General features: G+C 72.2%; 11 protein-coding genes. 9 read left to right on the top strand and 2 right to left on the bottom strand.

Annotation, left to right across the window (positions count from 1 at the left end; genetic code table 11):
• Positions 1-64 precede the first annotated feature (64 nt).
• Both DFP74_RS25945 and DFP74_RS25940 read left to right on the top strand, forming a co-directional pair.
• A complete protein-coding gene (locus DFP74_RS25945) occupies positions 65-2,908 on the top strand; it encodes an RNA helicase (protein WP_121185609.1) in 2,844 nt (947 codons plus the stop codon).
• Between the two features lie 34 nt (positions 2,909-2,942).
• The gene (locus tag DFP74_RS25940) at positions 2,943-4,028 is read left to right on the top strand and encodes an IS630 family transposase (RefSeq protein ID WP_121185607.1); all 1,086 of its coding nucleotides are present in this window, start codon (positions 2,943-2,945) and stop codon (positions 4,026-4,028) included.
• A gap of 277 nt (positions 4,029-4,305) precedes the next feature.
• On the opposite strand, the gene DFP74_RS25935 is transcribed toward DFP74_RS25940, so the two are convergent.
• Entirely contained in the window at positions 4,306-5,379 is a 1,074-nt protein-coding gene (locus DFP74_RS25935) for a LacI family DNA-binding transcriptional regulator (protein ID WP_121185605.1), read from the bottom strand.
• A gap of 103 nt (positions 5,380-5,482) precedes the next feature.
• Positions 5,483-7,639, bottom strand: coding sequence for a glycoside hydrolase family 32 protein (locus DFP74_RS25930; RefSeq protein ID WP_121185603.1), 2,157 nt, complete (start codon positions 7,637-7,639; stop codon positions 5,483-5,485).
• 346 nt (positions 7,640-7,985) lie between these two features.
• On the opposite strand from DFP74_RS25930, the gene DFP74_RS25925 reads away from it, so the two are divergent.
• The 7 genes from DFP74_RS25925 (at position 7,986) to DFP74_RS25895 (ending at position 14,301) form a co-directional block, all read left to right on the top strand.
• Positions 7,986-9,035: a sugar ABC transporter substrate-binding protein gene (locus DFP74_RS25925; protein WP_121185601.1), complete on the top strand. Its 1,050-nt coding sequence runs from the start codon at positions 7,986-7,988 to the stop codon at positions 9,033-9,035.
• Between the two features lie 54 nt (positions 9,036-9,089).
• Entirely contained in the window at positions 9,090-10,145 is a 1,056-nt protein-coding gene (locus DFP74_RS25920; RefSeq protein ID WP_121185599.1) for an ABC transporter permease, read from the top strand.
• The gene (locus DFP74_RS25915) at positions 10,142-10,990 is read left to right on the top strand and encodes an ATP-binding cassette domain-containing protein (RefSeq protein ID WP_121185597.1); all 849 of its coding nucleotides are present in this window, start codon (positions 10,142-10,144) and stop codon (positions 10,988-10,990) included. Before DFP74_RS25920 ends, DFP74_RS25915 begins: the two co-directional genes overlap by 4 nt.
• Positions 10,987-11,934 carry a carbohydrate kinase gene (locus tag DFP74_RS25910; RefSeq protein WP_121185595.1) on the top strand — a complete coding sequence of 316 codons (948 nt, stop codon included), beginning with the start codon at positions 10,987-10,989 and terminating at the stop codon, positions 11,932-11,934. Before DFP74_RS25915 ends, DFP74_RS25910 begins: the two co-directional genes overlap by 4 nt.
• 265 nt (positions 11,935-12,199) lie before the next feature.
• Entirely contained in the window at positions 12,200-12,604 is a 405-nt protein-coding gene (gene panD, locus DFP74_RS25905) for an aspartate 1-decarboxylase (protein ID WP_121185593.1), read from the top strand.
• Positions 12,605-12,710: 106 nt separating this feature from the next.
• Entirely contained in the window at positions 12,711-12,950 is a 240-nt protein-coding gene (locus DFP74_RS25900; RefSeq protein ID WP_121185591.1) for a hypothetical protein, read from the top strand.
• A 49-nt stretch (positions 12,951-12,999) separates the two neighbouring features.
• On the top strand, positions 13,000-14,301 hold the full coding sequence (locus DFP74_RS25895) for an MFS transporter (protein WP_121185589.1): 1,302 nt from the start codon (positions 13,000-13,002) through the stop codon (positions 14,299-14,301).
• Positions 14,302-14,380: the final 79 nt, after the last annotated feature.

Raw genomic sequence — 14,380 nt, 5'->3', positions numbered from 1 at the left:
ACGCCGTCGGGCACCGCGTCCCGCATAGGATCTCAGTGATGAGATCTGAGAGCCTGGAAAGCCTATGAGTAGTCACGCTGAGCGGTACGCCGCCTTCCGTCGGCGCAAGGGCGCTTCCAGCGCCGCCATCGAGGCCTTCCAGGGCCTGTACGGGTTCGAGTTCGACCCCTTCCAGGTCCGGGCGTGCAAGGCCCTGGAGAAGGGGCACGGAGTCCTGGTGGCCGCCCCCACCGGCTCCGGCAAGACGGTGGTCGGCGAGTTCGCCGTGCACCTGGCCCTGAGCCAGGGCACCAAGTGCTTCTACACCACGCCCATCAAGGCGCTGTCCAACCAGAAGTACAACGACCTGGTCAGCCGGTACGGCGCCGACCAGGTCGGCCTGCTGACCGGTGACAACAGCGTCAACGGCGAGGCGCCGGTGGTCGTGATGACCACCGAGGTGCTGCGCAACATGCTCTACGAGAGCTCGTCGACCCTGGGCGGGCTCGCCTACGTCGTCATGGACGAGGTCCACTACCTCGCAGACCGGTTCCGCGGCGCGGTGTGGGAGGAGGTGATCATCCACCTGCCCGAGTCGGTGCGCATGGTCGCCCTGTCGGCCACCGTCAGCAACGCCGAGGAGTTCGGGGAGTGGCTGCAGCAGGTGCGCGGCGACACCACCGTCATCGTCGACGAGAAGCGGCCCGTGCCGCTCTGGCAGCACGTGATGGTCGGCCACCGCATGCACGACCTGTTCGTGGACATGCAGGAGGAGACCGACGGCGGCGACGAGGAGGAGCCGGCAAGCCGCAAGGGCAAGCGCAAGCGTGAACGCCGCCGTCAGGGCGGCGTGCGGCCCCGCGAGATCGAGGTCGGCGGGCGCACGCTGCACATCAACCCGAGCCTGACCCGGTTCGCCGAGGAGGACGCGCGGGTCACCCAGCTCGCCGACCGGCGCCGCCACCCCCAGTCGCGGGCCCGGGGCGGCAAGCCGCGGCCCCGTTCGCGGTTCGCGCCGCCCCTGCGCCCCACCGTCATCGAGGAGCTCGACGACCAGGGCCTGCTGCCCGCCATCACCTTCATCTTCAGCCGGGCCGGCTGTGACGACGCCGTCCGCCAGTGCCTGGCCTCGGGCCTGGTGCTGACCTCACCGGAGGAGGCCGCCGAGATCCGCGAGTACGCGGAGACCCGGTGTGCCGACATCCCCTCCGCGGACCTCACCGTGCTGGGGTTCGACGGGTGGCTGCGCGCCCTGGAGACGGGGGTGGCCGCGCACCACGCGGGCATGCTCCCCGCGTTCAAGGAGGTCGTGGAGCACCTGTTCTCGCGCGGGCTCATCCGCGCGGTGTTCGCCACCGAGACCCTGGCGCTGGGCATCAACATGCCCGCGCGCACCGTGGTCATCGAGAAGCTGGACAAGTGGAACGGCGAGACCCACGCCCAGCTCACCCCGGGGGAGTACACCCAGCTCACCGGGCGGGCCGGGCGCCGCGGCATCGACGTGGAGGGCCACGCCGTGGTGGTGTGGCAGGCCGGCACCGACCCCGAGTCCGTGGCCAGCCTGGCCGGAACGCGCACCTACCCGCTCAACTCCAGCTTCCAGCCGTCGTACAACATGGCGGTGAACCTGGTCGGGCAGGTCGGCCGCCGGCGCAGCCGGAACATGCTGGAGGCGTCCTTCGCCCAGTTCCAGGCCGACCGCGCAGTGGTGGGCCTGGTCAAGCAGCTGCGCAAGCACGAGGAGGCGCTCGCGGGCTACGCGCAGGCCGCCGAGTGCCACCTGGGCGACTTCATGGAGTACGCCGGGCTGCGCCGCGCCCTGAGCGACCGTGAGGCGGTGCTGTCGCGGACCCGGTCGATCCAGCGCCGTGACGAGGCCCTGGAGGCCCTGGAGCGGCTGCGCATCGGTGACATCATCCGCATCCCCTCGGGGCGCTTCTCCGGGCACGCCGTCGTGCTGGACCCGGGGCTGCGCAGCGACCCGCCCGCGCCCCTGGTGCTGACGGTGGACAAGCAGGTCAAGCGGATCAACTCGACCGACTTCACCGTGCCGGTGCAGGCCTCCGGGCGCATGCGGGTCCCGAAGTCGTTCTCGGCGCGCTCCCCGCGTTCGCGCCAGGACCTGGCCTCGACCCTGCGCAACAAGCTCAAGGAGCAGGGCACCGATCCGGCCTACGAGCGCCGGTCGCGCGGTCAGGGCGAGGACGCGGAGGTGCAGCGGCTGCGGGCGCAGATGCGCGAGCACCCCTGCCACGGGTGCGCCGAGCGCGAGGACCACGCCCGTTGGGCCGAGCGCTACTTCCGGCTGGCCAAGGAGACCGACGCCCTGCGCCGCCGGGTGGAGGGGCGCTCGCACGTCATCTCGCGCACCTTCGACCGGGTGTGCGGGGTGCTGGAGGACCTGGACTACCTGTCGGGGGACGAGGTCTCGGAGGAGGGCGGCCGGCTGGCCAAGGTCTACTCCGAACTGGACCTGTTGGTCGCCGAGTGCCTGCGCCGGGGGGTGTGGAAGGACCTGACACCGCCCGAGCTGGCCGCGTGCGTGGCCTCCCTGGTCTACGAGGCGCGCCGCAACGACGACGCCTATCCCCGGCTGCCCGGCGGGCGGATCGAGGAGACCCTGGCGGAGATGGTGCGGCTGTGGGGCGAGCTGCACGAGGTGGAGTCGCGCCACAGGGTGTCCTTCCTGCGCCAGCCCGACCTGGGGTTCGTGTGGACGGCGCACTGCTGGGCGCGCGGCGACCGCCTCGACGCGATCCTGCGCGAGGCCGACATGCCGGCGGGCGACTTCGTGCGCACGGCCAAGATGCTGGTGGACATGCTCAGCCAGATCGCCGGGGCCTCCGGCGACTCCGAGGTGCGCACCACCGCCCGCCGCGCGTGCGACATCGTCCGTCGGGGCGTGGTGGCCTACACCTCGCTCACCTAGTGTCCTGATTGGTTATTTCGTTTATGGTTGCAGGATGAGTGCTCCTGGACCGAAGCTGCCGCCGCTGGAGCTGGGCGATGAAGAACGCGCCGAGCTCCAGCGGTGGATCAGACGACGCAAGACCGCACAGGACCTGGCCCTGCGGGCGCGGATCGTGCTCGCCTGCGCCGAAGGCCTGTCCAACGCCCAGGTCCGCCGCGAGGTAGGAGTGCCGGCGCCCACGGTGACCAAGTGGCGCCAGCGCTTCATCGCGCACCGCTTGGACGGCCTGACCGACGAACCCCGGCCCGGCCGGCCGCGCACGATCACCGACGCCCAGGTCGAGGCGGTGGTGGCCGCGACCCTGGAGAGCACACCCGCCCCTGACACCCACTGGTCCACGCGCTCCATGGCCGAGCACACCGGCATGACCCAGAACGCGGTATGGCGCATCTGGAACGCCTTCGGCCTGCAGCCCCACCGGCAGGAGTCGTTCAAGATCTCCACCGACCCGTTCTTCATCGACAAGGTCCGCGACGTGGTGGGCCTCTACCTCGACCCGCCCGAGCGGGCGGTGGCGCTGTGCGTGGACGAGAAGTCCCAGATCCAGGCGCTCAACCGCACCCAGCCGGTGCTGCCGATGATGCCGGGCACTCCCGAGCGGGCCACGCACGACTACGTCAGGGCGGGAGTGACCAGCCTGTTCGCCGCACTGGACACCGCCACGGGCCAGGTGATCACTTCGATCCACCGCCGCCACCGCGCCATCGAGTTCAAGAAGTTCCTGGCCAAGATCGACCGCGAGGTCCCCGCGGACCTGCAGGTGCACCTGATCCTGGACAACTACGCCACCCACAAGACGGCCGAGGTCCAGCGGTGGCTGGTCCGCCATCCCCGGTTCCACCTGCACTTCATCCCGACCGGTTCCTCCTGGCTGAACCTGGTCGAGCGCTGGTTCGCCGAGATCACCAACCGGCTGATCCGCCGCGGCACCCACCGCAGCGTCCAGGCCCTGGAGAAGGACATCCGCGCCTGGGCCGCGTCCTGGAACGAGAATCCCCGACCCTATGTGTGGACCAAGACAGCCGAGGAGATCCTCGAATCCCTCGCCTCGTACTGCCAACGCATCAAAGCGAACTAACCAATCAGAACACTAGGCCGTGTTTTTCTGAAGGCTTTCGGATGAGCTCGCGGTCGTCAGGTCGTCTCTCGCAAGACGATGTGCGAAGTTCAGCCTGGTTGTACTTCACGAGCACAGAGGCGCCGCGAGAGGCGGGCCTGGCGGCCGCGAGCCCGGAATGCTGCAAAAAACACGGCCTAGGCCGTCCTCGGCCCGGGGCGGCAGACGCCCCGGGCCCCCGGCGCGCATCGGGGGAGACCGCGTCCGGGCCGCGGGCCGTGCGCCGGGTGGGACGTCCTCAGCGGGCGGGCGGCGGGATCTCTCCGGAGCCGCGGACGATCAGCGAGGTCGGGATCCGCTCCTCCCTGGGCGCCCCGTCGTCACCGGCGATGCGCTCGAAGAGGCGCTGGACGGCCCTCGTGCCGATGCGCATCACGTCCTGGGCGACCACGGTCACACGGGGCGCCAGGAGGTCGGCCATGGGGAAGTCGTCGAAGCCGACCACGGCCACGTCCTGGTGCAGCCCCCTCTCCTGGAGGGTCTGGATGGCGCCGATGGTCACGAGGTTCTGGGCGGTGAACAGGGCCGTGGGCGGGTGCTCGGAGTCGAGCATGGCGGCCAGTGCCCGGGCCGCGGTGGCGGGGTCGGGCAGGTCCAGGGCCACCCGTCCGGGGCGCTCGGGCAGGCCGCGCTCGGCCAGGGCCCGGCGAAAGCCCGTCAGGCGCTCGCCGACGGTGGTGATGGAGGCTTCGTCGCCCAGGAAGGCGATCTCGGTGTGCCCCTGGTCGGCCAGGTGCAGGACCGCCTCGCGGGCGCCCTCGGTGTTGGTGGCCAGCACGGCGTCCGCCGCCAGACCGCGCGGGGGCCGGTCCACGAACACCACCGGCGTGCCGGTGCGGATCTCGCGGTGCAGGTAGCCGTGGTCGGGCGCGGCCGGGACGATGATGATCCCGTCGACCCGGTGCAGGGTGGCGGCGCGCACCAGTTCCAGCTCACGCTGGGGCTCCTCGTCCAGGCTGCCCGCGAAGACCAGGGTGCCGTGCTCTCGGGCCACGTTCTCCACCGCCCGGCTCAGGGTGGCGGAGAAGGGGTTGGCCACGTCCTCCAGCAGCAGGGCGATCTGCCGCGTCGCTCCGTCGGTGCGGCGCAGGCTGGAGGCCGCGAGGTTGGGCTGGAAGTCGAGCTGGGTGATGGCGCGGGTGACGCGGTCGCGCAGGTCTTCGGAGACGGTGGAGACGCCGTTGATGACGCGCGAGACCGTCTTGATGCTCACCCCGGACAGCGCCGCGACGTCGCGCATGGTCGCCCGGCGCACCGGTTCTCCGGGCGTGGTCCGCTGGTCCCTGTCACTCTGGTTCACCGACACCTGCATCTACTCTCCGCGTGGCAGCGCGCCCGGAACGTGTGGGCCGGGGCGGCACGTTCGCGGTGCCGCCCCGGGGCTCATCGCCGCCCGGGTGCGCGGGGGGACGGACTCATTCTGCCGCACCGCCGGGATCGGGGCCCAGCGGACGGACGGTGACGTCCTCGACCGTGCCGCAGCCACCGTCGGTGTGGACGGAGATCCCGGTGGCGTCGGGGTCGGGGAAGACGAGGCCGGTCAGCGTGGCCCGCCCGTCGGCGGCGAACACCTCCACCGAGGAGGTGTCCACGACCACGCGCAGGCGCAGCCTCCCGTCGTCCAGGGGCAGCGGGACGGCGCTGCGGCTCGGGAAGGCGTCGTGGAAGCCGGTGTCGCCGGAGTCGGAGCGGTCCAGGAACAGCTCCCCGGCGGCGGTGTCGTAGCCGATGACGGTGGCCTGGTCGGCGCCCTCGTGCACGCGCAGGCCGATCTCCTCGGACCGGCCGGGCCGCAGGGTCAGTTCGACCTGGTAGGCCTGACCGGGCTCGGCGGGCGGCAGGTCGAGCCCGCGTGCGCGCACCGGGGCGCGGTGGCGCTCGTAGACGGGGTCGCCGTAGACCGACTCCAGTTGGTCCACGGGGTTCTGGATGAGCCGGGGCCGGCCGTCGACGGTCGCGAGTTCCAGCTGTCGCGGCAGGGCCATGGCGCCGCGCCAGGGGGAGGTGGGGGTGTCCTCGGCGTACTGCCAGTTGTTCATCCACGCCATGGTGACGCGGGCGCCGTCGGGGGTGTCGTTGTAGGAGACCGCGGCGTAGTGGTCGCGGCCCCAGTCGAGCCAGTCGTAGTCGGCCAGGCCGGGCACGGGGCGGTCGGAGAACATCACGTGGTCGAGCAGGACGTGCCCCCATCCGCCGGTGGCGTCGTCCTCCACGCGCAGCCGGGCGGTCCGGCCGGCGAGGTCGGCGACATCCCAGGAGACCCAGTCCAGGCTCTCGCTGTCGTGACCGGTGGCCGTGCGCACGACCTCGCCGTCCACGACCAGGTCGACCGAGGCGTGGCCGCCCTCGCCGGTCCTGGGGTGGTGGCCGCCGCCCACGAGCAGGTTCACGAAGTCGCGGTCGATGGTGAACTCGGGTGAGGTGGCGTGCCCGCGCGGGGCGTCGCCGTCGACGAAGCCGTTGAGCAGGTGCTCGCCCTCGTGGCCGACCACGGGGTGCTGGCCGGGCAGGGTGCCCGCGGCGGGGGCGGTACCGAAGGGGCCGTCGCCGCCGCGGCCGTCCAGGTCGTTGACGACCTCCCAGTCGCCGTAGCCGTTCTCGAAGTCGGCGAAGACCTCACCGTCGGGCGGGCCCGAGTCCACCAGGTGTTCGGGGGTGAACGCGGTGCCGTCGAAGTCGCCGACGAAGTACTGGGCGCCCGAGCCGCCGGCGACGGAGCCGGGGTTGAGGTTGACGATGAGGACCCAGCGGGTGTCGTCGGGGTCGCCGTCGACGGGCAGCTCGAACAGGTCGGGAACCTCCCAGACGCCGCCGTCGGCGTGGGCGGGGCCGAAGTCGCTGAGGAACTCCCACTCGACCAGGTCGTCCGAGCGGTGGAAGAGCACCTTGCGCTCGGTGGCCACGACGGTGGACATCACCCAGTAGCCGCCCTCCTCGTACCAGAACACCTTGGGGTCGCGGAACTCGCCCGACCCGATGTCCAGCACGGGGTTGCCCTCGTACCGCTCCCAGGAGTGGCCGCCGTCGAGGCTGTAGGCCAGGGACTGGGCCTGGACGCCGGGCCGCTCCGAGGAGTCGGTGTAGGCGCTCGTGTACAGCGCGACCAGGGGCGGGTCGGCGGCGGTGCCCAGGCCGCTGGTGTTGTGCTCGTCGAAGACGACGCCGCCGGAGAAGACGTGCTCGTCGTCGGTGTGGGGCAGGGCCAGTGGCTGCTCCTGCCAGGTCATCAGGTCGGTGCTGGTGGCGTGCCCCCAGGACATGTTGCCCCAGCGGTCGCCCTCCGGGTTGTACTGGAAGTACAGGTGGTAGACGCCGTCGTGGTGGATGAGCCCGTTGGGGTCGTTCATCCAGTTCTGTGCCGGAGTGAAGTGGATCCGGGGCCGGTGCGGATGGTCGGTCCCGGTGGCGGTGGGCCCGGCCACCGGGGCGGCCGCGGGGGAGGCCGCGCCGGTGAGGGTCAGGGCGGCGCCGGTGACCAGGGCGATCGTGGCGGCCCGTGCGGTGGGCGGGGCCGGGCGCCGGGCCGGGCGCCGGGACCCGCGTCGGAAGTCGGGGAGTGGTCGTCGGTGCATGAGGGATCTCCGATCTCGATCCCCGGTGCGTCGTGCCCACCGCGAACCGCGCCCCGGCGTGGCCGGGGGAGTCGGCGCTGACTCGTCCACGGGGCGCTTTCGAGGGGTGTCGGTGGGCGGCCGGGGGTCGGTGATGTGGATCACCCTGCCTGTGGTGAGTCAACGTTGTCAACGGGTGCTCGCGGACTTCTTCGACTCGCTGAACTCGTTGGATTGCAGGGGTTGACAGATCTGGGACGTCTCGAAGAAGCTGGCGGGACATCGTTGTCTCGGTGACTGTCGTCACGAGGCACGCCTCACCCCCCTCGTCCCGCCGGCAGCGGGACGCCGATGAAGGAGTCCCCCTATGACGCATGCACCGTGGACCCGCCGGGCACTGGCCGCCGCCGCGGGAACCGGGCTCGCGCTCTCACTCGCGGCCTGTTCCGACGCCGGGGCCGACGACGGCGAGGTCCTGGTCGGACTCATCACCAAGACCGAGACCAACCCGTTCTTCGTCAAGATGAAGGAGGGCGCGGAGGCGGCCGCCGACGAGCACGGCGTGACGCTGCAGTCCTTCTCCGGCGACTACGACGGTGACAACGAGTCCCAGGTCCAGGCGGTGGAGAACCTCATCGCCGCGGGCGCCGACGGCATCCTGGTCACCCCCAACGACTCCGAGGCGATCGTGCCCGCGCTGGACCAGGCCCGCGCCGCGGGGATCATGGTCATCGCGCTGGACACCCCGACCGAGCCCGAGGACGCGGTCGACGCGACCTTCGCCACCGACAACTTCCTGGCCGGCGAGTACATCGGCCAGTGGGCCGCCGCCCGCTTCGAGGCCGAGGGCGTCGAGCCGCGCGTGGCCATGCTCGACCTCAACCCCAACCAGATCGCGGTCGACGTGGCCCGCGACCAGGGCTTCCTCCAGGGCCTGGGCGTGGACATCGCCGACCCGGGCCAGATCGGCGACGAGGACGACGACCGCATCGTCGGCCACGACGTGACCGAGGGCGCCGAGGAGGGCGGGCGCACCGCGATGGAGAACCTCCTGCAGCGCGACCCCGACATCAACCTCGTCTACACGATCAACGAGCCGGCCGCGGCCGGCGCCTACGAGGCGCTCAACGCCGCGGGCGTGGCCGAGGACGTCGTCATCGTGTCGGTGGACGGCGGCTGCCCGGGCGTGGAGAACGTGGAGGGCGGCCTGCTGGGCGCCACCTCCATGCAGTTCCCCCTCGACATGGCCGCGCAGGGCGTGGACGCCGTCGTCGAGTACGCCGCCTCGGGACGGACCCCCGAACCGAGCGAGGGCCTGGACTTCGTCGACACCGGGGTCGAGCTGATCACCGACGAGCCGGTGGACGGCGTGGAGAGCCAGGACAGCGCCTGGGGCCTGGAGAACTGCTGGGGCTGACCCGTGCCCACGCACGCGACGACACGGACGAGACGAAGGAAGCGCTGAACCACCGTGACCACATCGAACACCTCGCGGGTACCGACCTCCGATCCGCAGCCGCCACCGACCGTCCTGACCGAGGACGTCAGACCGCCCACCCTGGTGGACCGGGCACAACGGCTCCTGCACGCCCAGGCCACCCTGGGGCCCGCGGGCGTCCTGCTGCTCACCATCGTGGCGTTCTCGGTGATCGCGCCGAACTTCCTGGCTCCGGCCAACATCTCGCTGATCCTGCAGCAGACCGCGGTGATCGGCACGCTCGCCCTCGGCCAGACCCTCATCATCCTGACCATGGGCATCGACCTGTCGGTCGGCTCGATCATGGTGCTGTGCTCCATCGTCATGGGGCGCCTGTCCGCCGACTTCGGGGTGCCGGGACCGCTCGCGCTGCTGGTGGGACTGGCCTGCGGCATGGCGTGCGGACTCTTCAACGGCCTTCTGGTGACCCGGGTCAAGCTGCCGCCGTTCATCGTCACCCTGGGCTCGCTCAACATCTTCTTCGCGCTCAACCTGTGGTTCTCGCGCAGTGAGACCGTGCGCGGCACGGACATGTCCCAGGTGCTGCTGTGGACCGGGCAGGTCGTCACCGTCGGCGGTATGCGCCTGACCTACGGATCACTGCTCATGCTGGTCATCTGCGCGCTGCTCGCCTACGCACTGCACCGCACCCGGTGGGGACGCCACGTGTACGCCACCGGTGACGACCGGGAGGCCGCCCGCCTGGCCGGCGTCCGGGTCGACCGGATCCTGCTGAGCGTCTACGCGGTGGCGGGCCTGGTCTACGCGGTCGGGGCGTGGATCCTCATCGGCCGGATCGCCTCGGCCAGCCCGCAGGCGGGCGTCATGGACAACCTCGACAGCATCACCGCCGTCGTGCTCGGCGGCACCAGTCTCTTCGGCGGCCGGGGTCTGATCATCGGCACCGTCATGGGCGCGCTCATCGTGGGCGTGTGCCGCAACGGGCTGTCCCTGGCCGGAGTGGACGTGCTGTGGCAGAACTTCGCCGTGGGCGTCCTGGTGATCCTCGCGGTGTCCCTCGACCAGTGGATCAGGAAGGCCCGACGATGAACCAGACCACCACCGGCACCGCCGGCACCAGTGCCGCGGACTCCTTCGTCGAACCGGTCCTGGCCGCGCGCGGCCTGGTCAAGCGCTACGGCAGCGTGACCGCCCTGGACGGAGCCGACCTGGAGCTGTACCCGGGCGAGATCCTCGCCGTCATCGGTGACAACGGTGCGGGCAAGTCCAGCCTCATCAAGGCCCTGTCCGGGGCGATCGTGCCCGACGCGGGGGAGATCCTCGTGGACGGGCGCCCGGTGCGGCTGCCCACGCCGATCGCCGCGCGCGACGCGGGCATCGAGACGGTGCACCAGAGCCTGGCGGTCTCTCCGTCGCTGGACATCGCGACCAACCTGTTCCTGGGCCGGGAGCTGCGCCGGCCGGGCGTGCTGGGATCGGTGCTGCGCATGCTGGACCGGCCCCGGATGCGGGCGGAGGCGGCCCGCCACCTCGACGAGCTCGGGATCAAGACCATCCAGAACCCCAACCAGGCGGTGGAGACCCTCTCGGGCGGGCAGCGGCAGGCGGTCGCGGTGGCGCGGGCCGCGGCCTTCGGCAACAAGGTCGTCATCATGGACGAACCGACGGCCGCGCTGGGCGTGCGGGAGTCGCGTGCGGTGCTCGACCTCATCCTGCGGGTGCGAGACAGCGGGCTGCCGGTCATCCTCATCAGCCACAACATGCCGCACGTGTTCGAGATCGCCGACCGGGTGCACGTCCAGCGGCTGGGCCGCCGGGTGGCCACGCTCGACCCGGCGGGGTGCGGCATGTCCGACGCGGTCGCCGTGATGACCGGGGCCCTGGACCCGGCGGAGCTGCCCGAGAGCGCCCTGGCCCCCGGAGCCGCGTCGTGATCGTGGTGTGCGGTGAGGCGCTCGTCGACCTGGTGCCCCGGCCCGGGCCGGGGCAGTGGCGGGCGGTGCCGGGAGGCGGTCCGGCCAACGCGGCCGTCGCCCTGGCCCGCCTGGGCGCGGACTCGGCGCTGCTGTGCCGGCTGTCGGGCGACGCCTTCGGCCGCCAGATCCGCGCCCACCTCACCGAGCGCGGCGTCGACCTGGGGCTGGCGGTGGCGGCGAGCGAGCCGACCACGCTGGCGGTCCTGGCCCTGGACGCCGCGGGCGGTGCGGACTACGGCTTCTACCTCCAGGGCACGGCCGACTGGCAGTGGCGGCCGGAGGAGCTGCCGGAGCTGGGCGCGGGCACCGAGGCCGTGCACGTGGGCTCGCTCGCGGCCGTGCTCGAACCCGGCGCGGGACGGCTGCGCGCGTGGGCCCGCGCTCACCGGCACCGCACGACGGTGTTCTTCGACGTCAACGCCCGCCCGGCGGCGGGGGTGCCGCGGTCCGAGGCCGCCCGCCAGGCCGCGGAGTGGATGGAGGTCGCGCACGTGGTCAAGGTCAGCGAGGAGGACATCGAGGTGCTCGAACCGGGCCGCGACCCGCTGCTGGTCGCCGAGCGGTGGGTGGTCCGCCACGAGCTGGACCTGCTCCTGCTCACCAGGGGGAGCGAGGGCGCGGTGGCGCTGTCGTCCCACTGGGGCGACCGGGTGGAGGTGCCGGGCGTGCGCGTCGGTGTGCGCGACACCGTGGGCGCGGGGGACGCCTTCGGCGCCGCCGTCCTGGCCCGGCTGTCCGAACGGGGTGTGCTGGCCCGGGGACCGGCCGCGGTGGACCCGGCCTCGGCCCGCGACGCCCTGGCCTTCGCCGCGGCCACCGCGGCCCTGGCCTGCACGACCGAGGGCGCCGACCCGCCGCGCCGCGCGGAGGTGGAGTCCTTCCTGGGCGCCCTCGCCGTCTGAGCGGGGCAGGTCCCTCAGGCGCCGCCGACCGCACTCCCACGGTCGGCGGCGCCTTCGCGGGCGGCCCCCCACCCCGCGAGGAACCGGTTGAGGACCTTCCGCGCCCCCTTCCGTGGGGGCGGAACAGAGGGGGCGGGCGGGATGTTGCGCCCTTAGCGGGACCCACTGGTCGAAGCGGACCGGGGGAGAGGCCATCATGGGTGACGCACGGGACCCCGGACGGGGCCTGTAGTCGTCACCACGCACCGGAAACGAGGCTCGATCAGTGCTGCGCACCCTTATCAACGGCAAGATCCACCGTGCCACGGTCACGCAGGCCGATCTGCACTACGTCGGATCGGTCACCATCGACGCCGACCTGATGGACGCCGCCGACATCGTCGACGGTGAGCAGGTCCACATCGTCGACATCGACAACGGCAGCCGGCTCGTCACCTACGCCATCACGGGCGAGCGCGGCACCGGCGTCATCGGGATCAACGGCGCGGCCGCGCGCCTGGTCAGCCCCGGCGACCTGGTCATCATCATCTCCTACGCCCAGGTGTCCGAGGCCGAGCGCGCCGAACACGTCCAGCACATCGTGCACGTGGACGCCGACAACCGGGTGGTCGCGCTGGGCAACGACCCCGCGGAGCCGGTCCCGGGCAGCACGCTCGTCTCCGGGCGCTGATCCCCGGCCGTGCCCGCACCGGCGTGCGGGCACGGCCGCCACCCCCGTTGGCTGGCCGGTTCCGGCCTGCTGGGGGAACCCGGTACCGGGTATGTCCTGAGGAGGCATGGACACACGGGACGAGGAGCGGCGCCGGGTCGCCGAACACATCGAGTGGCAGAAGCAGGGCGCCTGGGTCGTCCTCTGGGGCGGGTACACCCGCCGGTTCTGGGCGTACGCCTGCTGGCCGGTGATCCCCCACGGCGGCGTGGTCGTCAGCGCCGAGGACCCCCACCACCTCTACAGCCACATGCGCCAGGTCGAGCGCGAGCACGGTTATCTGAGGTGGCGCTACGGCCGCCGCTGACGAAGGACTACGATTCGTCCCATAACCGACGAATCGGAAGGCCGTCCTCGTGTCCACTGAAACCGCCCCCGGGAGTCTGACCGAGGACCGCCGAGCCCGTCTGCAACGGCGCACCGTCGTCTCGCTCAGCCTCACCCAGGTCGTCGGTGGGATCGGCATGGGCGCGATGCTCGCCGTGGGCGCGCTCATCGCCCAGGACCTGACCGGGTCCGAGGCCTGGGCCGGGATGGCCACGACCATGATCACCCTGGGCGCCGCCGTGTTCGCCCTCCCCCTGGCGTCGCTGGCCGCCCGCCACGGCCGCCGCCCGGGACTGGCCCTGGGCTGGGCCCTGGGCGGTGTGGGCGGGACGGTCGTCATCGGCGCCACCGTCCTCGGCTCGTTCGTGCTGTTCCTGGCGGGCATGGTGCTGGTGGGCGCCGGCACCGCCACCAACCTCCAGGCCCGCCACGCCGCCGCCGACCTGTCCTCCGAGCGCAGCCGGGGGCGCGACCTCTCGATCGTGGTCTGGGCGACCACGGTCGGCGCCGTGGTGGGACCCAACCTCATCGGTCCCAGCGGGCGCGTGGCGCAGTCGCTGGGCCTGCCCGCGCTGCTGGGGCCGGCGCTGTTCACCACCGCCGGGTTCGTCCTCGGCGCCGTGCTCACCGTGGTGCTCCTGCGCCCGGATCCGCTGAAGACCGCCACCGCGGCGGCCGACGCGGCCTCCCGGGCGGCCGGGACGCCCGACACCGCCGGCGGGCCCGCGCTGTCGGTGTCCGGCGCGTTGGCCGTGATCGGCCGCACCCCCGCCGCGCTGCTGGCGGTCGTGGGCATCGTCGCCAGCCACACGGTCATGGTCGGGGTCATGACGATGACCCCCGTGCACCTGTCGCACCACGGGGCCGCCCTGTCCGTGATCGGACTGACCATCTCCCTGCACATCGCGGGCATGTACGCGCTGTCGCCGGTGGTCGGCTGGCTCACCGACCGCTTCGGCCGACTGCCCGTTCTGCTGTCCGGACAGGCGGTGCTGCTGGTGTCGGTGGCCGTGTCCGGGACGGCCGGGGACGACGAGGTGCTGGTGGCCGTCGGCCTGGTCCTGCTCGGCCTGGGCTGGTCCTTCGGCCTGGTGTCGGGGACCGCGCTGCTGGCCGAGTCGCTGGCGGCGGAGGTGCGTCCCCGGGTCCAGGGCGTCAGCGACCTGCTGATGAACCTCGGCGGCGCCTCGGCCGGCGCCCTCTCGGGTGTGGTGCTGGCCCAGACCGGCTTCGGCGGGCTCAACCTCTTCGCGGCCCTGTTCACCGTCCCGGTGTTCGTTCTGGCCGCGCGGGTCGTGGCGGCCCGGCGGCGGTCGGAGCCGACGGCCTGAGCCCACCGGCCGGAACCGCTCGCGCGACACTCTGCCGGAGCTTTACCGGAAACGCCCCGGGAACTGCCGTGTGACTTCT

The organism is Nocardiopsis sp. Huas11, assembly GCF_003634495.1.
GTDB lineage: Bacteria > Actinomycetota > Actinomycetes > Streptosporangiales > Streptosporangiaceae > Nocardiopsis.
This window is presented reverse-complemented; position numbering and strand designations above follow the sequence as displayed.

Bases quoted from the DNA above. Each gene is read 5' to 3' on its own strand.
- DFP74_RS25940 (WP_121185607.1), top strand. From the start codon at position 2,943: ATGAGTGCTCCTGGACCGAAGCTGCCGCCGCTGGAGCTGGGCGATGAA.
- DFP74_RS25915 (WP_121185597.1), top strand. From the start codon at position 10,142: ATGAACCAGACCACCACCGGCACCGCCGGCACCAGTGCCGCGGACTCC.
- DFP74_RS25925 (WP_121185601.1), top strand. From the start codon at position 7,986: ATGACGCATGCACCGTGGACCCGCCGGGCACTGGCCGCCGCCGCGGGA.
- DFP74_RS25945 (WP_121185609.1), top strand. From the start codon at position 65: ATGAGTAGTCACGCTGAGCGGTACGCCGCCTTCCGTCGGCGCAAGGGC.
- DFP74_RS25935 (WP_121185605.1), bottom strand. From the start codon at position 5,379: ATGCAGGTGTCGGTGAACCAGAGTGACAGGGACCAGCGGACCACGCCC.
- DFP74_RS25900 (WP_121185591.1), top strand. From the start codon at position 12,711: ATGGACACACGGGACGAGGAGCGGCGCCGGGTCGCCGAACACATCGAG.
- DFP74_RS25930 (WP_121185603.1), bottom strand. From the start codon at position 7,639: ATGCACCGACGACCACTCCCCGACTTCCGACGCGGGTCCCGGCGCCCG.